Origin of the sequence: Kitasatospora sp. NBC_01302, from assembly GCF_035976515.1 — a bacterium.
Classification (GTDB): domain Bacteria; phylum Actinomycetota; class Actinomycetes; order Streptomycetales; family Streptomycetaceae; genus Kitasatospora.
This window is the reverse complement of record NZ_CP108404.1, coordinates 2,420,158-2,440,582: the sequence shown is the minus strand read 5'-3', so window position 1 is coordinate 2,440,582 and position 20,425 is coordinate 2,420,158. Positions and strand designations below refer to the sequence as shown.

Sequence of the window (20,425 nt, the reverse complement as noted above, 5' to 3'; positions counted from 1 at the left end):
TGCGCAGTGCGGCGGAATTGCCGAGTTCGTGTCCGATGATCCGGGGCGCCAAAAAAGAGCCCCGGTTGCGCAAGCGGGAGAGTATCTGCATGTGACGTGACATCAGCATTGCGCTACATCAACAATCCTGACGGTAATTCAGTGTATGCGGGCCCGGTCGGTTAACGCCTCAGGTCAGCCAACCTGCGATGCTCATCGGGTAGTTGTTTCCGTCGATGGCGCCCGCAGGTAACGATCGGTCACTCGTGCTGCTCCCAGGTAAATCCAAGGTTGAATCCTGCGCGGACTCTTGTTTGACCTGACCATGCCTGGCTAATCTCAACGCCAGTTGCCCGGCCGAACGTTGATTCGGGCCGCTCACCCCCACATTTTGCAATGCCCCCGATCCACCAGCCATTGGAGGCAGTTCGTGCTCAGCACCCTCACGGCGACCGGCACCCCCACCGCCGCTCGCGCCCGCCGCATCGCGCTCGCCCTCACCGGGACCGCCGCGCTCGCGCTCTCCGCGTTCGCCACCGCCGGTCCGGCCGGCGCCGCCACCGCGGCCACCGTCCACACCAAGAACGGTGTCTCCTGGGTGCAGTCCTGCGCGACCCTCGCGGCAGGCGACAACATGGCGTGCAACGCGCTCCGGGTGACCAGCGTCGCCCAGCACATCGCGCCGCTGGGCGTCACCCCGAACGCGGCGCCCTCCGGCTACGGCCCGAGCGACCTGCGCAGCGCCTACAACCTGCCCGCCAACGGCGGCGCTGGCCAGACGGTGGCCATCGTGGACGCCTACAACGACCCGAACGCCGAGTCCGACCTGGCCGTCTACCGCTCGCAGTTCGGCCTGCCGGCCTGCACCACGGCCAACGGCTGCTTCAAGAAGGTCAGCCAGACCGGCAGCACCACCAGCCTGCCGACCAACGACTCGGGCTGGGCCGGGGAGATCTCGCTCGACCTGGACATGGTCTCGGCGATCGCCCCCAACGCGCACATCATCCTGGTCGAGGCGAAGACCGCGACCACCGCCAACCTCGGCACGGCGGTCAACGAGGCCGTCAAGCTGGGCGCCAAGTTCGTCTCCAACAGCTACGGCGGCAGCGAGTCCTCCTCGGACACGACCTACGACAGCCAGTACTTCAACCACCCGGGCGTGGCGATCACCGTCTCCGCGGGTGACTCCGGCTACGGCGTCGAGTACCCGGCGGCCTCGAAGTACGTGACCTCGGTCGGCGGCACCGCGCTGTCCAAGGCGTCCAACGCCCGTGGCTGGACCGAGAGCGTCTGGAACACCAGCAGCACCGAGGGCACCGGCTCCGGTTGCTCGGCCTACGACGCCAAGCCCACCTGGCAGAAGGACACCGGCTGCAGCAAGCGCACCGTCGCCGACGTCTCGGCGGTCGCCGACCCGGCCACCGGTGTCGCGGTCTACCAGACCTACGGCGGCTCGGGCTGGAACGTCTACGGCGGCACCAGCGTCGCGGCCCCGCTGATCGCCGGCGTCTACGCCGACGCGGGCACCCCGAAGGCGGCCGTCCCGGCGGCCGACGCCTACGCCCACCCGAGCGCGCTGAACGACGTGACCACCGGCTCGACCGCGAGCTGCTCGCCGTCCTACCTCTGCAAGGCGGGCGCGGGCTACGACGGCCCGACCGGCCTCGGCACCCCGAACGGCCTGGCGGCCTTCACCGGCTGACGGTTGCCCGGCCCGGTCGAGCATCCCCCTCGCCGGTCCGAGGAACATCCCCCGCTCGCCACTGCGCCCCGCCCTCCCCGGCGGGGCGCGCTGGCGTGCGGGCTCCGGAATTCGCCTGGCCGAGTGTCCGCGCGGGCTGGCAGGATGGTTCGCAATGACCGCCAACCCTGCGAACCCGACCGGCTCGACCGGTCCGATCAACCCGACCGGTACTGCTCTCCCCTTCGACCACCGCGCCGCCGCCCGCGACTGCCTGCGCGGCCTCGCCACCGGCGACGCCTTCGGCGCCCAGTTCTTCGTCCCGGCCAACCTCCCCGCGCTGCACGAGCGGCGCCTGCCGCCCGGCCCCTGGCCCTGGACCGACGACACCGAGATGGCCTGCTCCGTCTTCGCCGCGCTGCGCGACCGCGGCACCGTGAACTCCTACGAACTGGCGCACTCCTTCGCCGAGCGCCACGACTTCGACCGCGGCTACGGCGCCGCCACCAACCGCCTGCTGCGCCTGGTCCGCAAGGGCGGCAACTTCCGCAAGCTGGCCGCCGAACTCTTCGACGGCCAGGGCTCCTGGGGCAACGGCGCCGCCATGCGGGTGGCCCCGCTCGGCGCCTGGTACGCCGTCGACCCGGCCGAGGCCGCCTGGCAGGCCGTCCGCTCGGCCGAGGTGACGCACACCCACCCCGAGGCGGTGGCCGGTGCGGTCGCGGTGGCGCTGGCCGCCGCCTGGGCGACCCGCGCCCGCGTCCAGTGGCTCACCGACGCGGACCTGCTGGCCGCCGTCCTGGAGTCGACCCCGCCCAGCCGGGTCCGCGACGGCATCGCCGAGGCCCGCCGCCTGCTGGGCCAGGACGCCGCCCACGTCGCCCAGGTGCTCGGCAACGGCCGCTACGTCAGCGCGATCGACACCGTCCCCTTCGCCCTGTGGTGCGCGGCCACGCACCTGCGCGACTACCCGCAGGCGCTGTGGACCACCGCCGGCCAGGGCGGCGACATCGACACCACCTGCGCGATCGTCGGCGGCATCGTCGCGGCCTGCGTCGGCACCGAGGGCATCCCGCCGGAGTGGCGCGCGGCGACGGAGCGGCTGCCGCAGTGGGCGGGGGAGGAGCGGCTGGGCGCGGACGTCGGGCCGGCCGACTTCCGGCGCCACGGGAAGATGCAGCAGCCCGAACCGCTCCCGCTGCCGCAGCCGGCCTGGACCCCCGGGCAGTGGCAGCGCATCCGACACGGCGTCATCTCCCGTGAGATGGAGGAGCGCTGGGAGGCCTACCTGGCGGCCGCGGGCGACCATCTGCTGATCTTCCGCAACTCCATGGACCGACCGCTGTACGACCTGGCCATCACCCACACCCCGCACGGCCCACGCCCCACCGCCGCCTGGGTGGAGGGCACCCACCGGGAGCGCCGCGGTGGTGTGGCGGCCGACCTGGCGTTCCTGGAGCTCCTGCTGGACATGCTCTTCGGCCACGACCGGCCGCAGTTGTGGGACCGGTACCAGAAGCTGTCGACCGGCTCGTGAGGGTGGCGGGCGGCTCGGGATGATCTTGGAGGTCTGAGCGGTTGGCTGCGAGCGGGCCCTGACGCCCGCCCGCAGCCAACCGCACGGAACCAAGGGGGCCAGACGTGATCGACGCACGGCAGCGCAACACCGCTCTCCTTGTCGCCGGGTGCTTCTTCATGGAGAACCTCGACGGCACGATCGTCACCACCGCGGCCCCGGAGATCGGCAGGTCGCTCGGCGCGCCCCCGACCTCGGTGGGCCTGCTCGTCACCGTCTACCTGTTGACCCTCGCCGTCCTGATACCGCTCAGCGGGTGGCTCACCCGACGCTTCGGCAACCGCAGGGTGTTCCTGTCCGCGATCACCATCTTCACCCTCGCCTCGCTCGGCTGCGCGGCCGGCGGCAACCTCGGCGAACTCCTCGCGCTGCGGGTCCTGCAGGGCGTCGGCGGCGCGATGATGGTCCCGGTCGGGCGGCTCATCGTGGTGGCCAGGACCGAGAAACGGGACCTGATCAGGATCACCTCCTACATCGTCTGGCCCGGTCTGCTCGCCCCCGTCATCGCCCCGCTGGCGGGTGGCCTGATCACCACGTACATCTCGTGGCACTGGCTGTTCCTGATGAACATCCCGCTCGGGATCGCGGCGTTCGGCGTCGCCTGGCGGCTGATCGAGAACACCGGCACCACCGCGCCGCCGCCGCTGGACCGGGCCGGCGTCCTGCTCACCTGCACCGGCCTGGGCGGGCTCACCTACACCGCGCACCTCGTCGCCGAGACCACCGCCTCCTGGGCGGTGGCCGCCGCAGCCGGCGCCGTCTCCCTCGCGCTGCTCGTCGCGGCCGTGCTGCACCTGCTGCGCACCCCGCACCCGCTGGTCTCGCTGAGGCCCCTGCACACGCCGACCTACCGGGCCACGGAGACCGGCGGCTTCCTGTTCTGGCTCGTGGTCGGTGCCGCCCCCTTCCTGCTGCCGCTGCTGTTCCAGACCCAGTTCGGCTGGAGCCCGGTCAAGTCGGGCTCCGTGGTGCTCTGCGTCTTCGCCGGGAACATCGCCATCAAGCCCGCGACCACCCCGCTGATCCACCGCTTCGGCTTCAAGCCCCTGTTGATCGCGGCCACCCTCGGCGTCGCCGTCACGATGGCGGGCCTCGGACTGACCACCGCCGGTACCCCGCTGCCGGTCATCGCCGTGCTGAGCCTGCTCAGCGGTGTCGCCCGCTCGGTCGCCCTCAGCGGGTACGGCACGGTCTCGCTCAGCGACATCGCGCCGGACCAGATGCGCGACGCCACCACCCTCGGTGCCACCACCCAGCAGCTCGCGAGCGGCCTCGCCGTCGCGGCGGCCACGGTCGCGCTGCGGCTGGGAGAGCGCTTCGGTGGGCTCCTGCCCGGCGCGCCCAGCCGCACCGCCGCCTACACGGTGGCCTTCGGGCTGCTCGCCTGTGTGGCGCTCGGGGCGACCCTCTCGGCACTTCGGCTGCCCTCGCAGGCCGGTGACTCGCTGCGCCGCGAGCGTCCCGTGACCGACCCGCCCGGGGGTGGCGCGGGCGGGTCGGTGGCCGTCACGCGCGGTTCGCTCCCCGGATCGGGGAGGCGCCAGCCGCAGTCGGCGCCCCCGGACGGTCGGTTCGACCGGCCCTGACGCCGTCCGCGCGCGCTCACGCCCCCACGGTGCCGTCGATGCCCTCGCGCAGGAAGTCCGCGTGGCCGTTGTGGCGGCCGTACTCCAGCAGCACGTGCACCATCACCATCCGCAGGGAGACCTCCTCCTCCCAGCGCGGCTGGTAGCCGGCCAGGTCCAGGGACTGCGCCGCCTGCTCGATCCGGCGCGAGTGCTCCACCTCGGCCTGCCAGGCGGCGAACGCCTCTTCCCTGGTCGACCCGCTCGCGTCGTACGCCGCCTGGAAGTCCATCGTGTCGGACCACACCAGCGGCAGGTCCCGGTCCTCGAAGACCCGGCGGAACCAGGTGCGTTCCACCTCCGCCATGTGCCGCACCAGGCCGAGCAGCGTGAGGGTGGACGGCGGCATCGAGCGCCGGCGCAGCTCCTCGTCGGAGAGCCCCTCGCACTTCATCGCGAGGGTCGCGCGGTGGAGTTCCAGGAAGGCCCGCAGCATCTCGCGCTCGGTGCCGAAGTGGGGCGGTCCCACGCGGTTGTCACTGGTCATCGGTCGTTCTCCCCGTTCGTACCTGTTCCGCACCTGCATCGAGCAGCCAGTATCCACCCTCCGCCCGGCGGTGACGTCAGTGCGCAACCGCCCACAGCACCCCGCGATGCTGCTCGGCCCTCAGTCCGTAGCCCTCAGCACTCAGCCTGCAGTGCGCGAAAGCAGGGCGCACTCCGCCGCCGTGAGCCGCAGCGCGCCCGCTGCCACGTTCTCCGCCAGGTGCACCGGATCACCCGTCCCCGGGATCGCCAGCACGTGCGGCCCCTGCTGCAGGGTCCAGGCGAGCCGCACCTGCGCGGGCGAGGCGCCGTGCGCGCGGGCCACGGCGAGCACCTCGGCACCGTTCTCCTGGTACCCGCGCCCGCTGCCCGCGATCGCGAAGAACGGCACGAAGGCGATGCCCAGTTCGCCGCACTGCCGCACCAGCTCCTGCTCCTCCCGCGGCGCCCCGATGCCGTAGGCGTTCTGCACGCAGACCACGGGCGCGACGGCCCGCCCCTCGGCCAACTGCTCGCCCGTCACGTTGGACAGGCCCAGATGCCGGATCAGCCCGGCCTGCCGCAGCTCGGCCAGTGCCCCGACGTGCTCGGCGATCGAGCTGCCCCGACGGCTGGGCGGCACCCGCAGGTTGACCACGTCCAGGTGGTCGCGGCCGAGCTGGCGCAGGTTCTCCTCGACCTGGCCGCGCAGTTGGCCGGGTGCGGCCCACCACCAGGCGCCGGAGGGGTCGCGGCCCGGCCAGACCTTGGTGGTGATCACCAGGTCGTCGGGGTAGGGCGCGAGCGCCCGGTTGATCAACTCGTTGGCGGAGCGCGTCGAGGAGAAGTAGAACGCGGCGGTGTCGATGTGGTTCACGCCGAGTTCGACCGCGCGTCGCAGCACGCCGAGCGACCGCTCGCGGTCGCTCGGCACGCCCTGGTCGAAGGGCGCGCTGCCGGTCAGGCGCATCGCGCCGAAGCCGATCCGGTGAACGGGCAGGTCGCCGCCGAGCCGCCAAGTCCCGGCGGCGGCAGCGGTGGTGTGGGGTGACATGTGTGCAGGCATGAAAAAAGCCTCCTGTCGGGGACCGGAGTCCGCGGCGAGGAGGCTCGAAGCATCGGGTGATGTTCTATCAGGACTGCTCCGGCCCCGTCCACCCCCAGGGCAAGGGCGGTGGCTGGTAAAGCGGTTGCCTGGTGTCGGGCGTTCGGCGAGGATCCCTTGTGTGATGACCGACCTCTTCAGCCGCCGCCCGACCACCGCCACGCCTGCAGAGGATCACCACCATGAGCTACACCATCCGCGCGTACACGCCCGCTGACGAGACCACCTGGCTGCGCTGCCGGGTCCTCTCCTTCCTCGACACGCCGTACTTCGACGACGTCCTGCGGACCAAGCCCGTCTCCGCGACCCCCGGGCCGGACCTGGTCGCGGTCGACGCGAGCGGTGCGGTCGTCGCGATCATGGACGTCGGCATCGAGGGCGAGCTCGCCACCGTCGACACCGTCGCCGTGCACCCCGACCACCAGCGCCGCGGCCTGGGCCGCCGCCTGCTGCGCGAAGCCTGCTCGCGCGCCCGGCAGCTCGGGGCGACCACGCTCGACGCCTGGACGCGCGACCACCCCGGCACCCTCGCCTGGTACCGCGACATGGGCTTCACCGAGAGCAGCCACTACCTGCACGTCTACGCGAACCACTACACGGCGCCCGAGGAGCCGGTCCGGGCGGTCGAGCAGGCCGGCGACGGCCTGCGCCCGATCGCGGCGTTCCTGCACGCGAAGCTCGCCGACGAGGAGCGGTTGCGCGGCGAGTACACCCGGGTGCACGTCTGCCGGCGCTTCGCGCTGCCGCTGGCGACCTCAACCCCGGGCAGTCAAGGGTGACTTCACCCGTGCTCGTCACCGCCGGCAGCCACACCCCCGGCCGACGGCATCGCCCACGTCGCCGGTGACCTGCGCACGGGGAAGGCGGTCGCCGCCGCCGTGGCCGAGGCCGTCCTGCACCTCGCGGGCGCCCCCGAGGGCGACGCCGAGGCGACGCGCCACCTGGTCCGGGCCGCACGGGCCGCCGAGGTGCGGCACCTGGTGTCCGTCCCGGTGATCGGGGCGGGCCGGATCCCGCTCGACTGGTTCGCCGCCGAGCGGGCGGTGGCCGACTCCGGCCTGCCCTGGACGACGCTGCGCCGGCGACAACCTGGCGCGTGGGGGAGCGTGGTTCGGCACCCGCACCTGGGAGGAGTCCCGGCGGAGCGGCTGGGCGGTTCCGGGGATGGCCCCTCGCTCACAGAGTGCCGGGGCCCAGCAGGTCCCGCAGCGCGTTGACTCCCCGGCTGTCGTACGGATCGCGCAGGTCGACGAAGACCGTGTGCAGCCGGCCGTCGCGGGTGTAGACGTCGAGGTGGCCGCTGCCGTACCCCGGTCGTCCCATCGACCACTCGGCGGACTCGATGTCGGCCACCTTGAAGGTGCGGTTGCCGACCGTGATGGTGCGCTCCGCCTGTCCGTACTGGGGATCGAGGTCCCGCAGCAGGCTGCGCGCCCGGGTCGCCGTCTGCTCGTCCCCGTGCGCGGTCGCCTCGGCGATGGCCCGCACATAGACCTCACAGCCCTCGGCGAGACGGCCGGAGTCCACCGCGACGAGCCGCCGGTGGGCCCGCTGGGCGGTGTCCCCGAGGAAGGGGGGCTCCATCGCCTGCAGGAACAGGCCGCACGCCTCGCCGACCCGGCCCTGATCGACGGCCAGGTTCGCCAGGTTGAACAGCGCCTTGCGGGCGTGCTCGGGATGCCCGCTCGCGACGGCCTGCTCGTACAGCTGCCGGGCGTGCGTCAGTTCGCCGCTGCGCTGCTGGAAGATCGCGAAGTTGAACATCGACTGCGGCGCGTGGTCCGGATGCCCTGTCGCGATCGCCTGCTCGAACGCGGCGCGCGCCTGCGCGACCCGTCCGGCCGAGGCCTCCAGCACGGCCAGGTTCGCCAGCGCCTTGGGGCCGATCTCCGGGTCACCGGTGGCGACGGCCCGCTGGAACGCCCGGCGCGCACCGTCCACGTTCCCCGCGGCCCGTTCGCTCGCCCCCAGCTCGAACGCCTCCTCGGCCGGCAGCTCCGGATCGTCCTCGGGACGGCCCAACCGCTGGTCCTCGACGAGGTTCCCGCTCTCGTCCCAGCGCCGGTGCCGGTACGGAACCCCGTTCGGCGCGTGCGACACGACGGCGGACAACTGCCCGTTGGGATGCCACTGCCGTGTGTCGCCCAGGTTCATACCCTGGTCGACCACGCCCTCGGACTCCTTCGTCCCGTCCGGGTACCAGGTCAGCTGCGGCCCGCTCTTGTGCCCGCTCCGGTACCCGTACACCGCGAGCACCTGCCCATCGGGCCCGGTCACCTCCACCTCCCCGGTGTACAACTCGCCCTGGTACAACAGGCGGTGCCCATCGCCGCACTCCGTGTCCCGCTGGTTGATCCGCATCCCCACAGTCTCGGCGCCCCACCTCCCCCGGACAAGGCGGGGAGGGGCCGGGCCGCCCGGCGTGCCCGTTCAGGCAGAGGCCCGCGCGCCCGCAACCGGCGCCCAGCCATTCGCGTCCGATGCGATACCGGGGACCGGTGTGACGACGGAGAGAGCGGGGGGCGGCGGACGTGCGCGTGCTGGTGGTCGAGGACGAGGAGATGCTGGCCATGGCCATCGCCGAGGGTCTGCGTCAGGAGGCGTTCGCCGTCGACGTGGTGCACGACGGGGCGGCGGCGGTGGAGCGGCTGGGCGTCCACAGCTACGACGTGATGGTGCTGGATCGCGACCTGCCGCGGTTGCACGGCGACGAGGTGTGCCGGTGGGTGGTGGCGAAGGGGCTGGAGGTGCGGGTGCTGATGCTGACCGTCTCCACCACGGTCGCCGAGCGCGTCGCGGGCCTGAACCTGGGCGCGGACGACTACCTGGCCAAGCCCTTCGCCTTCGCCGAACTGGTCGCCCGGATCCGCGCGCTGGGCCGGCGCTCGCGCCCCGCCACGCCGCCCGTGCTGGAGCGCGCGGGGCTGCGGCTGGACCCGCACCACCACGCGGCCAGCCGGGACGGGCGGCCGCTGGCGCTCTCCCGCAAGGAGTTCGCGGTGCTGGAGGTGCTGCTCGGTGCGCAGGGGGCGCCGGTCTCGGCCGAGCAACTGCTGGAGCGCGCCTGGGACGAGAACATCGACCCGTTCACCACGATCGTCCGGGTCACCATCCGCAGCCTGCGCCGCAAGCTGGGGGACCCGGACCTGATCGAGACGCTGACCGGCACCGGGTACCGCATCCCCTGACGCCCTCCCGAGGTCCGCTGGCGGGCTGCCCCGAGGAACCGTCAGCTCCGGTCCGTCGGCAGCACCACCCGCACCTCGATCCCGCCGCCCGGCAGCGGTCGCGCGGTCGCCTCCCCGCCGTGCGCCTGGGCGACCGCGCGCACGATGGACAGCCCCAGGCCGCTGCCGCGCGCCGAGCCCACCCGGTCGGTGAGCCGGCGGAACGGCGCGAAGAGCACCGGGATCTCGTGCTCGGAGATCACCGGTCCGGTGTTGCCGACCAGCGCCTCGGCGCCGTACAGCCCGCCCCGGGTGCGCACCGTGACCCGCCCGCCCGGCACGTTGTAGCGGATCGCGTTGTCGACCAGGTTGCGCAGCACCTGCTCCATCAGGATCGGGTCGCCGGTGGCGCGGGCTGGCGCCAGGTGGCACTCCAGCGTGACGTCCTGGCGGGCGGCCTCGGCACCGGCGGCGGCCACCACCGCCTCGGCCAGATCGGCCAGGTCGAGCGGCAGTTGCTCGGTCAGCGCGTCGTCGGCCCGGGCCAGGGTGAGCAGCGCGTCGATCAGCCGCTCGTGGCGCTCGCTGACGGCCAGCAGGTTCTCGCCGAGCGTCCTGACCTCGGGCGGGGCGGTGGGCCGGTTCATCGCGACCTCCACCAGGGTGCGGGTGACGGCGATCGGGGTCTTCAACTCGTGCGCGGCGTTGGAGATGAAGCGCGACTGGCCGGCGAAGGCCTGGTCGAGCCGGTCGAGCATGCTGTCGAAGGAGTCGGCCAGGGACTTCACCTCGCCGGGCGGTGCCTGGAGGCCGATCCGCCGGTGCAGGGTGCGGGTGGCGATCCGCTCCGCGTGCGAGCTGATCACACTGAGCGGGCGGGTCAGCCGCCCGGCCACCAGCCAGCCCGCCGTGGTGGCGACGACCCCCACGGCGAGCACCGTGAGGCCGCCCTTGATCAGCAGGTTGCGCTTCATCGAGGACAGGATGACGGCCTTGGTGGCCGCCTCGCCGCCGTGCTGCCGGGCGAGGTACTGCTGGAGGGCGGCGGAGGGGTGCGGGTCGAGGGCGTAGCCGGGGGAGAAGGCCAGGTCCAGGCTGTACCGCATCGAGTTGTCGACCAGGATCAGGGTGACGGCCAGCACCGCGGCGGCGGCGACGAAGAACATCAGGCCGAAGACCAGCGAGAGCCGGGTCCGCAGGCTGCCGCGCCAGGCACCGCGCCCGCCGCCGCCCCCACCAGGCCGGTCGGAAGCGCTGCCCCGCTCGGAAGCATCGCCCCGGTCGGAAGCGCCGCCCTGGTCGGATTGCTGCTCGGGCCCGCGGACCGGTGTGCGCATACTGCCCGTTCGTCGTCGTGGTGGCCCGCCGCGTGCGGTTCAACGCGGCGTCCCACCCAGTATGCAGACCCGGTGTGAGCTGGGTGTGAGTGATCACCTCACCGGGGTTTAACGGGGTCTCGGCTGGAGTGGCGTGCGGAAACGGCGACACCAGGAGGCCGGTGCTCATGCGGAGCGCGACGAGAGAACGGGGCCCGGTGCCCCACGACGGGCACAGCAGGGCCCGACGGGGTCAGGACACCTGCACCACCACGCGGTCGACCGGGAGCGGCGACGCCTACGCCGAGGCGGTGGTCGACCTCGGCGCGATCGCGCACAACACCCGGCTGCTGGCGGCGCGCTCGCGCGGCGCGGTGATGGCGGTGGTCAAGGCGGACGGCTTCGGGCACGGCGCGGTGCCGGTGGCCCGTACCGCGCTGGCCAACGGCGCGAGCTGGCTGGGCGTCACCTCGACCCGGGAGGCGTTGGTACTGCGCGCGGCCGGTCTCACCGCGCCGGTGCTCAGCTGGATGCAGCTGCCCGACGAGGACTTCACCCCGGCGCTGCGGGCCGGGATCGACCTCTCGGTCTCCTCCTACCTGCACCTGGCCGGCGTCGCGGCCTGGGCCGCGCGCACCGGGCTCACCGCGCGGGTGCACCTCAAGGTCGACACCGGGCTGCGCCGCAACGGCGCCGCACCGCGCGACTGGGCGGCGCTGGTGCGGGCCGCCCGGGCCTTCGAGCTGCGCGGCACCGTGCGGGTCCGCGGGATCTGGTCGCACCTGGTGGACTCCGACGGCTCGATGGGGTCCGCGCCGAGCTGCACGGCGCGCCAGGTACGGGACTTCGAGGAGGCGGTCGCCTTCGCCCGCACGGCCGGACTCCGCCCCCGGCTGCTGCACCTGGCCAACTCGGCCGCCGCGCTGAACGATTCGAGCACCCACTACGACCTGGTCCGGGCCGGGATCGGGCTGTACGGCGTCGAGCCGGTGCGGGGGCGCACCTTCGGCCTGCGCCCGGCCATGACGCTGCGCGCCCGCGCCGTCATGGCCCGCCCGGTGCGGGCCGGTGAGGGCGTGTCCTACGGGCACGAGTACCGCGCGCCGCAGGACGGCAGCCTGCTGCTGGTGCCGCTCGGCTTCGCGGACGGCGTGCCGCGCGCCGCCTCGGGCCGCGCCGCGATGTGGGCCGCCGGGGCCCGCCGCCCGGTCGCGGGACGGATCGCGATGGACCAGTGCGTGCTCGACGCCGGGTCGGCCGAGGTCGGCATCGGCGAGCCGGTGGTGGTGTTCGGACCGGGGGACCACGGCGAGCCCACGGTCGGCGACTGGGCCCGCTGGGCGGGCACCAACGCGCACGAACTGCTCACCGGCATCGGCCCCCGGGTGCCCCGGCGCCATCTGCCGGCCGTTCACCCCGGCACCACCCACCAGTTGGACAGCAGCGAGGAGAACCGGCATGGCTGAGCAGGACCGGATCCGGGTCGCGGTGGTCTTCGGTGGCCGCAGCGGTGAGCACGACGTCTCCTGCGCCTCGGCCGCGGGCATCATCACCCACCTGAACCGCGACCGCTACGCGGTCCGGCCGGTGCGCATCACCAGCACCGGCTCGTGGGTCCCGGGCCCCGAGGACCTGCCCGCCGGCCCGTACGGACCGGACGACCTCCAGCGCCTGCTGCCCGACACCGGCGTGCCCTGCTGGGCCGGCCTGGCGCAGGCGCTGCCGGTCCTCGCCGCCGCCGACGTCGTGCTGCCGGTGCTGCACGGTCCGTACGGCGAGGACGGCACGGTGCAGGGCCTGTTGGAGACGCTGGACGTTCCGTACGTGGGCAACGGCGTGTTCGCCGGCGCGGCCGGGATGGACAAGGACGTCACCAAGCGGCTGCTGGCCTCGGTCGGCCTGCCGGTGGCGGCCTCGGTGCTGCTGCACGGGCCGGCGGCCGAACTGCCGGAGCAGGAGCGGCAGTGGCTGGGCCTGCCCGCCTTCGTGAAGCCGGCCCGGGCCGGCTCCAGCCTCGGTGTCACCAGGGTGAACGACTGGGCGGAGCTGGACGCGGCGCTGGCCGGCGCCCGCGCTTTCGACACCAAGGTGCTGGTGGAGGAGGCGGTGCTGGGCCGCGAGGTGGACCTGGCGGTGCTGGAACACCCGGACGGCCGCCTGGAGGTGGGCCCGGCGCTGGAGATCCGGGTGCGCGGCGGGCAGCCGTTCTTCGACTACGCGGCCAAGTACCAGGACAGCGCGACCCGTTTCGAGATCCCCGCCCGGCTGCCCACCCGGGTCGCCGAGCGGTTGCGGGAGATGGCGGTGGAGGTCTTCCGGACGCTGGGCTGCTCGGGGCTGCTGCGGATCGACTTCCTGCTGCGGGACGACACGGAGCCGGTGGTGAACGAGGTGAACACCTTCCCCGGCTTCACCGCCGCCTCCCAGTACCCGCGGATCTGGGCCGCGACCGGGCTGGCGTACCAGGAGCTGCTGGACGTGCTGATCGCCACCGCCCTGGCGGGCGGCGGCCCCCGGACGGCCCCGGCCGCCGTGCCGGCCGCGGCCCGGTGAGGGCGCCCGCCTGGCGGCGGCTGGCGGGGGCGGCCGCCGTCCTGCTGGGCGTGGCCACCTGCGTGGGCGCGGTCCTGCTCCACGCACCCCCACCGCCACCGCGAACACCGGCCGCCCCTCTGACGATCGGGCCGGACACTCACTAGCCGAGGTCCGGGACCAGGTCCTTCGTCATGAACACCCGGCTGGTGCCCGGCGGGTCGCACGGGATCTCGCCGAACACCCGCCAGCCGTGCCGCTGGTAGAAGCCGGGGGCCTGGAAGGTGATGGTGTAGAGCACGGCGCTGCGGCAGCCGCGGCGCCGGCCCTCCTCCTCGGCCCGCCGCAGGATCTCGCTGCCGAGGCCGTGGCCGCGCAGCGCGGGCGGCAGGTGGAACAGGTCCACGAAGAGCAGCCCGAGCGAGGTCCGGCCGGTCAGGCCGCCGAGCACCGCGCCGGTGTCCGGGTCCTTGACCAGGACGGCCAGCGGGCGGCGGTCGGCGGTGCCGCTGGCCTCGGTGTTGAAGCGGTCCAGCTCGTCCGAGATCAGCGCGAGGTCGGCCGGCGCCGGGGCGTCGGTGACCACGATGTCGGGGGCGGCGGTTCGGGAAGCAGTCGGTTCAGCCATCCGGCGACCGTAGCCCCGCCCGCTGACACTGATCGTCGTACCGGGCCCCCGCGCAGCGAGGACAGGTCCGTGTTCGCCCCGCACAGCACCACCGCGACCCGCTCGCCCGGGGCGCTGTACGGCACGGGGTGGGCGTGCTCTAGGCTGCGCGCCATGCTTTTGGTCGGATCATCACATCAGTGCCTGGCCAGCGAAGCGGGCTGGTGACCGTGGCCGACTGGAACGTCATCTCCGCGCTGGCCACCGCCGCGGGCACCCTGGTGCTGGCCGGCGCCTCGTTCGCCTCGATCCGCTCGGCCGACCGCGCCGCGCTCTCGGCGGAGCGCGCGCTGCAGGCCTCGCTGCGCCCGCTGCTGATCACCTCCCGGCTGGAGGCGCCGCAGCAGAAGCTGATCTGGCAGGGCGGCCACGGGGCCTACCTGCCGGGCAGCGCGGGCTACCTGCGGCTGACCGAGGACAACCTGTACCTGGCCGCCTCGATCCGCAACGTCGGCCCCGGGCTCGGCGTGATCCACGGCTGGCGGTTCGCGCCGCCGGAGACCTACCAGGACGTGGTCCACCCGGACCCGGCCGACTTCCGCCGCCAGGCCCGCGACCTCTACGTCGCGCCCGGCGACACCAGCTTCTGGCACGCGGCGCTGCGCGACCCCGAGGACCCGTACCACCGGGCGCTGGTCGACCCGGTCAAGAACGGGGAGCGGGTCAACATCGACCTGCTCTACGGGGACGCCGAGGGCGGGCAGCGCACCATCAGCCGCTTCTCGCTCATCCGGGTCGGCCCCGAGCTGGAGGAGCGCTGGATCTGCCAGGTGGTGCGGCACTGGAACCTCGACCGGCCCGATCCCCGCTGAGCGCTCAGTGCGCCGTCCAGCCGCCGTCCAGCGTCAGCGAGGTCCCGGTGACGTACCCCGCCGCCGGTGAGCAGAGCCAGCGCACCGCCTCGGCGACCTCGGACGGCTCGATCAACCGCTTGATCGCGGTGCGCTCCAGCATCACCTCCTCGATCACCTGCTCGGCGGGGATCCCGTGGGCGGCCGCCTGGTCGGCGATCTGACGCTCCACCAGCGGGGTGCGGACGTACCCCGGGCTGACGCAGTTGCTGGTCACCCCGTGCGGTGCGCCCTCCAGCGCGACCACCTTGCTGAAGCCCTCCAGGCCGTGCTTGGCGGTCACGTAGGCGACCTTGAACGGGGAGGCGCGCAGGCCGTGCACGGAGGAGAGGTTGACCACCCGGCCCCACCCCTGCCGGTACATGTGCGGCAGGGTGCGCCGGACGATCCTGAACGGCGCCTCCACCATCACCCGTTGGATCAGCGCGAACCGGTCGGGCGGGAACTCCTCCACCGGCGCCACGTGCTGCAGGCCCGCGTTGTTGACCACGATGTCGGCGTCGGCGGGCAGCCGGTCCACGGCCGCGGGGTCGGCCAGGTCCACCACGTGCGCCTCGCCACCGAGTTCGGCGGCCAGTTCGCGCGCGGCCGCGCCGGCCAGGTCCACCACGTGGACCCGGGCGCCCGCCGCCGCGAGGGTCCGGGCGCAGGCCCGGCCGATCCCGCTCGCCGCGCCGGTGACCAGCGCGGTGCGTCCCGTCAGCTCGGTGCTCTCCATGCGCCGACACGCTACGGGCGGTGCGGGCCGGCCCCCATGGGTGCCGACCCCACAGTGAAGGCCTCGGAGGTGGTGCCAGGAGCCATGACGATTTCCCGGTCTCGCTGACCGGATCGTTCCGCACCCGGGCCTGATCGGGCCTTCGCGCGGGGCCTGCCCGGCGGCCAGGATGGTGCCCATGGAAATCACGCAGGCAAGCGCCGCCACCACCCGCACCGCACTGATCGTCATCGATGTCCAGGAGTCCTTCCGCCGCTACGACAACTGGCCGGCGGTCTCCAACCCGCAGATCGTCGAGCAGGTCGACCGCCTGGTCCGGCTCGCCCGCGCCAAGGGCGACCTGGTGGTCTGGGTGCTGCACAGCGAGCCGGGGACGGGCAACCTCTTCGACCCGGCGCTCGGCCACGTGCACCCGATCGAGGGCCTCGCGCCGATCGACGGCGAGCCCGTGGTCACCAAGACCTCGCACAACGCCTTCACCACCACCAACCTCCAGCAGCTGCTGGTCCAGCACGGCGTGGGCGAGCTGGTGATCTGCGGCATCCGCACCGAGCAGTGCTGCGAGACCACCACCCGGGTCGGCTCCGACCTCGGCTACCAGGTCGTCTTCGTCACCGACGCCACCGCCACCCACCCGATCGAGCACCGCGACGCCCCGGCCGGGCGCAGCCTGGCGGAGATCCTGGCCGACCCGCGCACCCTGGGCACCGCGGAGATCATCGCGCGCACCGAGTACGCGCTGGCGGGCCGCTTCGCCCGGATCGCCACGGTCGCCGAACTGGAGCAGGGCTGAGCCCTGGCCGGCGCCGGACGCGGTCGACCGGCGGCTGACCGGATCGTGCCGCGCCGGCCGGGCCCGGCGGTAGACTGACGGGATGAGCAAGGTCGTCTTCCTCCTCGCCCCCCAGCTGCACCTGCTGGACCTGGCCGGCCCGGCCCAGGTCTTCTCCTCCGCCGCCGAGCTCGGTCACTCCTACGAGATCCACTTCGTGGGCGAGCAGGAGTCGATCCGCACCGCCCAGGGCCTCGAACTGCGGGCGGCCACCGCCTGGCCGCGGCTGGCGGTGGACGACCTGGTGATGGTCCCCGGCTGGAGTTCGCGGGACCCGCGCGAGCGCGAGCGCGGGCAGCCGCAGGACAACGGCCGACTGGAGCAGGCCACCCTGGACCGCCTGACGGCCCATCACGCGGCGGGCGGCACGGTGGCCAGCATCTGCGCGGGCGCCGACGCGCTCGGCCGGGCCGGCCTGCTCGACGGCCGCCGCTGCACCACCCACCACGACCTCCAGGAGGACCTGGCCCGCCGCTACCCGCGCGCCACCGTGCTGCGCGACGTGCTGTACGTGGTGGACGACCGGCTGATCACCTCGGCCGGCATCGCCAGCGGCATCGACCTCGCACTGCACCTCATCGCGGTGCGCCACGGCCCCTACGACGCCGCCCGGGTGGCCCGCGCGATGGTGGTCTACGCCCGGCGCAACGGCGACGAGCAGCAGGCCAGCGCGATGCTCCGGCACCGCGCGCACCTGTCCGACGCCGTGCACCGGGCCCAGGACCTGATCGACGGCGGCTACACCGGCCCGCTGGCGCTGGCCGACCTCGCCGCCGCGGTGGGCGTCAGCGAGCGGACGCTGACCCGGCGGTTCGTCGCCGCCACCGGGCTGACCCCGCTGCGCTACCAGCAGGAGCTGCGGATCGAGCACGCCGAGCACCTGATCGCCCAGGGCGGCACCGCCGAGGCCGCCGCCCGTGCGGTCGGTTTCCAGGACGCCCGGATGCTGCGCCGGCTGCGCGCGGCCCGGTCGGTGGCTAGCGACGCTCCTGCGGCCGGTCCGGCGGGTCACCCAGCGCCTGTGTCACCGCGTGCCAGGCCGGTGCACTCAGCAGGGGCCGCAGCGAAGTGAAGAGCCGCCCCAGGGCCTCGCCCCAGCGGGCCCGGATCTCCGGGCTGATCAGCAGCAGGTCGAGCTCGTTGGCCACCGTCAGCTCGGCGAAGTCCCGGCGCTGGGCCGGGGAGGGGACGAACGCGGTGCCGGTGAAGCGGTCGTGGAAGGCGCCGTCGGCCCGCGGCAGTGCGGCGTAGGAGGCCTTGCGGTCGCAACTGGCGTAGCGGTACACGATCTCCTCGGCCGCCGGGCCGATCCGCCGCACCAGCTCGGCGCGGCCCGGTCCCTGCGGCGCGAGCAGCGCGACCGCGAAACCGTCGGTGCCGTAAGCGGCGTGGCACAGGCCCGCCGACTGCAGCTCGGGGCGGGCGCCCCAGGCGGCCAGCATCGCCCGTACCCGCTCCAGGTGCGCGAGCAGGGTGCCGCCGGGGTGCTCGATCCCGGCCGCGCCGAGCGAGCCCAGCCAGGCGACCGCCGGGTCGACCGCCTCCGGTTGATTCCCCGTCACCATGTCCTCCTCCGATGCCGGGTCGGCACCTGTCCAGCCCGGTCGACGTCCGGATTCCGGCTCGCCGCCACGGCCCCCCTGCTGCGGCGGACAGGTGGCCGCCCCGGTCGTAGACGATGGTTCTGCACCGGTGACACCCAAGTCAATCCTCGGGTTTTCTTCCATTCCTCCAAGCAATACCTTGACACGCCCCTTCAGCTGGTCGGCCTGGTAGCTTGCCTCCCCGTGACCCTCGACGATCTCCGCGTCTTCGTCGCCGCCTGCGAGAGCGGCAATCTCAGCGCCGTCGCGCGCGAGTTGTCCCGCACCCAGTCGGCGATCAGCCAGCACGTCCGCCGCCTGGAGACCGAGCTCGGGCTGACCCTGCTGGAGCGCCGCCCGCGCGGGGTGGCGCCGACCCAGGCCGGGCGGATCCTGCACCGGGCGGCGGCCCAGGGCCTGGGCCACCTCGATCTGGCGCTGCGTGAACTGCGCGATCTGCGCACCGGCGAGCGCGGCACGGTGCGGGTCACCACGGGGGCCACCACCATGCGGCACTTCATGACCGCGGCCGTCGTCCAGTTCCGGCGGCAACACCCGGACGTGGACCTGGAGTTCCGCACCGAGACGTCCAGCCGCAGCTGCTTCGACGCGCTCGCCGCGGGCGAGGCCGACCTCGCCTGGATCACCATCGGCGCCCCGGTCCGCGGGATCGAGCAGCGGCCGGTGGTCGAACTGCCCTGGGTGCTCGCCGTCCACGCCGAGGACCCGCTGGCCCGGCGGGAGTCGATCGACCCCGCCGACCTCGCCCGGATCCGCCCGATCCGGCTGCCGGAGAACTCGGTGGCCCGTGCCCAGCTGGACGGCCAACTCGCCCACCACGAGGACGAGTCGGCCGCCGGGACCAATGCCACCACGAGCGTCGCCGACTGGGACACCGCGGTGCTGCTGGCCGGGATCGGCCTGGGCCACGCCGTGGTACCCGCCCTCCCCGGCTGGCGCGGCTCGGACCACCCGACGCTCCGGCTGGTCCCGATCCCCACCCTGCCGCCCCTCGCGGTCGGCTGGGCGGTCCGCCAGTGGGGCGCCCTGCCCACCCTGGCCCAGGAGTTCGCCGAAACCGTCGCGACCCGGGCAACCCGCTAGGGTCGTCCCCCCGGCGCGGTCAGCCGGTCAGTTCGCGCTCCAGCGGCGTGCGGAACCGCGGGGTGACCCGCACCGCGCCGAGCCAGCCGGCCAGCCGCTCGGCCTCGGCCGCGATCGCCCGGCCGGCGGGCTCGGCCTCGGTGCCGAGGTCGGCGAGCAGCCGCCAGACCAGTTCACCGTCCGCGCGCTGCGCCCAGCCGCCGACCACCCGGCCCCGCCACCAGACGGTCGGGCCGGGGTTGCCGGCCCGGTCGAAGAGGGCGGGCACGTGGGCCGGGTCGAGGTACCAGTCACGGCCGCGCCAGCCCAGCACGGTCGGATCCAGGCCCGGCAGCAGCGCCGCCCACGGCTCCAAGGCCCGCCCCTGGCCGGCCCGCTCCTCGTCGGGCAGGTCGTCCCCGGGCAGCGCCAGCCCCGGGCCGTTCGACAGCCCGACCTCGACGGCGCCGACGTCGGCCAGCGCCTTGCGGGTGTCGCCGAGCGTCCACCCCGTCCACCACTTCACGTCCTCCACCGTGGCCGGTCCGAAGGCGGCCAGCCAGCGCCGGACCACCTCGGCCTTCGCCTCGCGGACCGGCAGGTCGGGCCACTGCGGGACCAGCGCCCACGGGTAGCTGCTGCTCAGCCACGAGCCGCGCGGGCGGCACCGCCGGACGTGCCCGTCCGAGGCGAGCAGCCGCAGCAGCCGGCTGCCCACGCTCTGCCGCGCCTCGTACGGCTTGCCCGGCGCCATCAGGATCGTCTCGCGCAACGCGGGCACGTCGGCGGCGAGTTCGGCGGTGGTGGCCTCGCCGCGGGCGGCCAGCGCGGCCAGCACCGCCTGTTCGGTGGCGGCCAGCCGCGGCTCGTCCCAGCCCTCGGCGCTCTCCCGCAGGTGCTTGACCAGGGTGGCCCGCTCCTTCACCGCGATGGCGCGCGCGGTGGAGGAGCTGACGTAGGGCGCGAACTCCTCGGTCACGGCGAAGATGGTGCGTCGCATGGAGAGCAGCTTCACCAGCGACACGTCCTCGTAGAGGGCCCGCTCGACCTCGGCCGCGGCCGGCCGCGCCAGCCTGGCGCAGACCGAGAGGTAGACGGTCGCGGGGTCGGTGGCGTGCAGGCCGACCATGGCCTCGGTGACCTGCTCCACGGTGGCCGCCCGGTACGCGGGGGCGAGCAGGTGCCGGCGGGCGAGCCGGGCGCGGCGCTCTTCGTCGTCGAGGAACGGGGGTTGACGGGTCATGG

Annotated in this window: 19 protein-coding genes and 1 pseudogene; 12 read left to right on the top strand and 8 right to left on the bottom strand. The window is 73.9% G+C overall.

Annotated features, from left to right (window positions below):
- The first annotated feature begins 409 nt into the window (after positions 1–409).
- The 3 genes and pseudogenes from OG294_RS10205 to OG294_RS10195 all read left to right on the top strand — a co-directional run bounded on the left by OG294_RS10205 (position 410) and on the right by OG294_RS10195 (position 4,822).
- Positions 410–1,681 carry a S53 family peptidase gene (locus tag OG294_RS10205; RefSeq protein ID WP_442789132.1) on the top strand — a complete coding sequence of 424 codons (1,272 nt, stop codon included), beginning with the start codon at positions 410–412 and terminating at the stop codon, positions 1,679–1,681.
- A 154-nt stretch (positions 1,682–1,835) separates the two neighbouring features.
- Positions 1,836–2,774: pseudogene (locus tag OG294_RS10200) on the top strand (ADP-ribosylglycohydrolase family protein); the annotation flags it as partial.
- Between the two features lie 527 nt (positions 2,775–3,301).
- Complete coding sequence (locus OG294_RS10195; protein WP_327066143.1) at positions 3,302–4,822, top strand: MFS transporter; 1,521 nt, start codon at positions 3,302–3,304, stop codon at positions 4,820–4,822.
- A gap of 16 nt (positions 4,823–4,838) precedes the next feature.
- Here OG294_RS10195 and OG294_RS10190 read toward each other — a convergent pair whose 3' ends face one another.
- Positions 4,839–5,348: a DinB family protein gene (locus OG294_RS10190; protein WP_327066142.1), complete on the bottom strand. Its 510-nt coding sequence runs from the start codon at positions 5,346–5,348 to the stop codon at positions 4,839–4,841.
- Between the two features lie 141 nt (positions 5,349–5,489).
- Positions 5,490–6,380, bottom strand: a complete 891-nt coding sequence (locus OG294_RS10185) for an aldo/keto reductase (RefSeq protein ID WP_327071490.1) — start codon at positions 6,378–6,380, stop codon at positions 5,490–5,492.
- Positions 6,381–6,613: 233 nt separating this feature from the next.
- On the opposite strand from OG294_RS10185, the gene OG294_RS10180 reads away from it, so the two are divergent.
- Complete coding sequence (locus OG294_RS10180; RefSeq protein ID WP_327066141.1) at positions 6,614–7,210, top strand: GNAT family N-acetyltransferase; 597 nt, start codon at positions 6,614–6,616, stop codon at positions 7,208–7,210.
- Positions 7,211–7,258: 48 nt separating this feature from the next.
- Positions 7,259–7,648: an NAD(P)H-binding protein gene (locus OG294_RS10175; protein WP_327071489.1), complete on the top strand. Its 390-nt coding sequence runs from the start codon at positions 7,259–7,261 to the stop codon at positions 7,646–7,648.
- Here OG294_RS10175 and OG294_RS10170 read toward each other — a convergent pair.
- Positions 7,608–8,792: a tetratricopeptide repeat protein gene (locus OG294_RS10170; protein WP_327066140.1), complete on the bottom strand. Its 1,185-nt coding sequence runs from the start codon at positions 8,790–8,792 to the stop codon at positions 7,608–7,610. The genes OG294_RS10175 and OG294_RS10170 overlap by 41 nt on opposite strands.
- 170 nt (positions 8,793–8,962) lie before the next feature.
- On the opposite strand from OG294_RS10170, the gene OG294_RS10165 reads away from it, so the two are divergent.
- Positions 8,963–9,619 carry a response regulator transcription factor gene (locus tag OG294_RS10165; protein ID WP_327066139.1) on the top strand — a complete coding sequence of 219 codons (657 nt, stop codon included), beginning with the start codon at positions 8,963–8,965 and terminating at the stop codon, positions 9,617–9,619.
- 41 nt (positions 9,620–9,660) lie between these two features.
- Here OG294_RS10165 and OG294_RS10160 read toward each other — a convergent pair whose 3' ends face one another.
- Positions 9,661–10,935 (bottom strand): sensor histidine kinase, encoded by a 1,275-nt coding sequence (locus tag OG294_RS10160; protein ID WP_327066138.1) that lies wholly within the window; start codon positions 10,933–10,935, stop codon positions 9,661–9,663.
- A 167-nt stretch (positions 10,936–11,102) separates the two neighbouring features.
- On the opposite strand from OG294_RS10160, the gene alr reads away from it, so the two are divergent.
- On the top strand, positions 11,103–12,380 hold the full coding sequence (gene alr, locus OG294_RS10155) for an alanine racemase (RefSeq protein ID WP_327066137.1): 1,278 nt from the start codon (positions 11,103–11,105) through the stop codon (positions 12,378–12,380).
- Positions 12,373–13,467: a D-alanine--D-alanine ligase family protein gene (locus tag OG294_RS10150; RefSeq protein WP_327066136.1), complete on the top strand. Its 1,095-nt coding sequence runs from the start codon at positions 12,373–12,375 to the stop codon at positions 13,465–13,467. Before alr ends, OG294_RS10150 begins: the two co-directional genes overlap by 8 nt.
- 142 nt (positions 13,468–13,609) lie before the next feature.
- Here OG294_RS10150 and OG294_RS10145 read toward each other — a convergent pair whose 3' ends face one another.
- Positions 13,610–14,074, bottom strand: coding sequence for a GNAT family N-acetyltransferase (locus tag OG294_RS10145; RefSeq protein ID WP_327066135.1), 465 nt, complete (start codon positions 14,072–14,074; stop codon positions 13,610–13,612).
- A gap of 179 nt (positions 14,075–14,253) precedes the next feature.
- Between OG294_RS10145 and OG294_RS10140 the strand changes: the two genes are divergently transcribed.
- Positions 14,254–14,925, top strand: coding sequence for a hypothetical protein (locus OG294_RS10140; RefSeq protein ID WP_327066134.1), 672 nt, complete (start codon positions 14,254–14,256; stop codon positions 14,923–14,925).
- Between the two features lie 4 nt (positions 14,926–14,929).
- Here the strand turns inward: OG294_RS10140 and OG294_RS10135 are convergent, their stop codons facing one another.
- Complete coding sequence (locus tag OG294_RS10135; RefSeq protein WP_327066133.1) at positions 14,930–15,682, bottom strand: 3-hydroxybutyrate dehydrogenase; 753 nt, start codon at positions 15,680–15,682, stop codon at positions 14,930–14,932.
- A gap of 178 nt (positions 15,683–15,860) precedes the next feature.
- Between OG294_RS10135 and OG294_RS10130 the strand changes: the two genes are divergently transcribed.
- Both OG294_RS10130 and OG294_RS10125 read left to right on the top strand, forming a co-directional pair.
- Positions 15,861–16,475, top strand: coding sequence for a cysteine hydrolase family protein (locus OG294_RS10130; protein WP_327066132.1), 615 nt, complete (start codon positions 15,861–15,863; stop codon positions 16,473–16,475).
- A gap of 82 nt (positions 16,476–16,557) precedes the next feature.
- On the top strand, positions 16,558–17,586 hold the full coding sequence (locus OG294_RS10125) for a GlxA family transcriptional regulator (protein WP_327066131.1): 1,029 nt from the start codon (positions 16,558–16,560) through the stop codon (positions 17,584–17,586).
- On the opposite strand, the gene OG294_RS10120 is transcribed toward OG294_RS10125, so the two are convergent.
- The gene (locus OG294_RS10120) at positions 17,492–18,079 is read right to left on the bottom strand and encodes a DUF6817 domain-containing protein (protein WP_327066130.1); all 588 of its coding nucleotides are present in this window, start codon (positions 18,077–18,079) and stop codon (positions 17,492–17,494) included. The genes OG294_RS10125 and OG294_RS10120 overlap by 95 nt on opposite strands.
- 222 nt (positions 18,080–18,301) lie before the next feature.
- Between OG294_RS10120 and OG294_RS10115 the strand changes: the two genes are divergently transcribed.
- Positions 18,302–19,201 carry a LysR family transcriptional regulator gene (locus OG294_RS10115; protein ID WP_327066129.1) on the top strand — a complete coding sequence of 300 codons (900 nt, stop codon included), beginning with the start codon at positions 18,302–18,304 and terminating at the stop codon, positions 19,199–19,201.
- Positions 19,202–19,220: 19 nt separating this feature from the next.
- Here the strand turns inward: OG294_RS10115 and OG294_RS10110 are convergent, their stop codons facing one another.
- Complete coding sequence (locus OG294_RS10110) at positions 19,221–20,423, bottom strand: winged helix DNA-binding domain-containing protein (RefSeq protein WP_327066128.1); 1,203 nt, start codon at positions 20,421–20,423, stop codon at positions 19,221–19,223.
- Between the last annotated feature and the right edge of the window lie 2 nt (positions 20,424–20,425).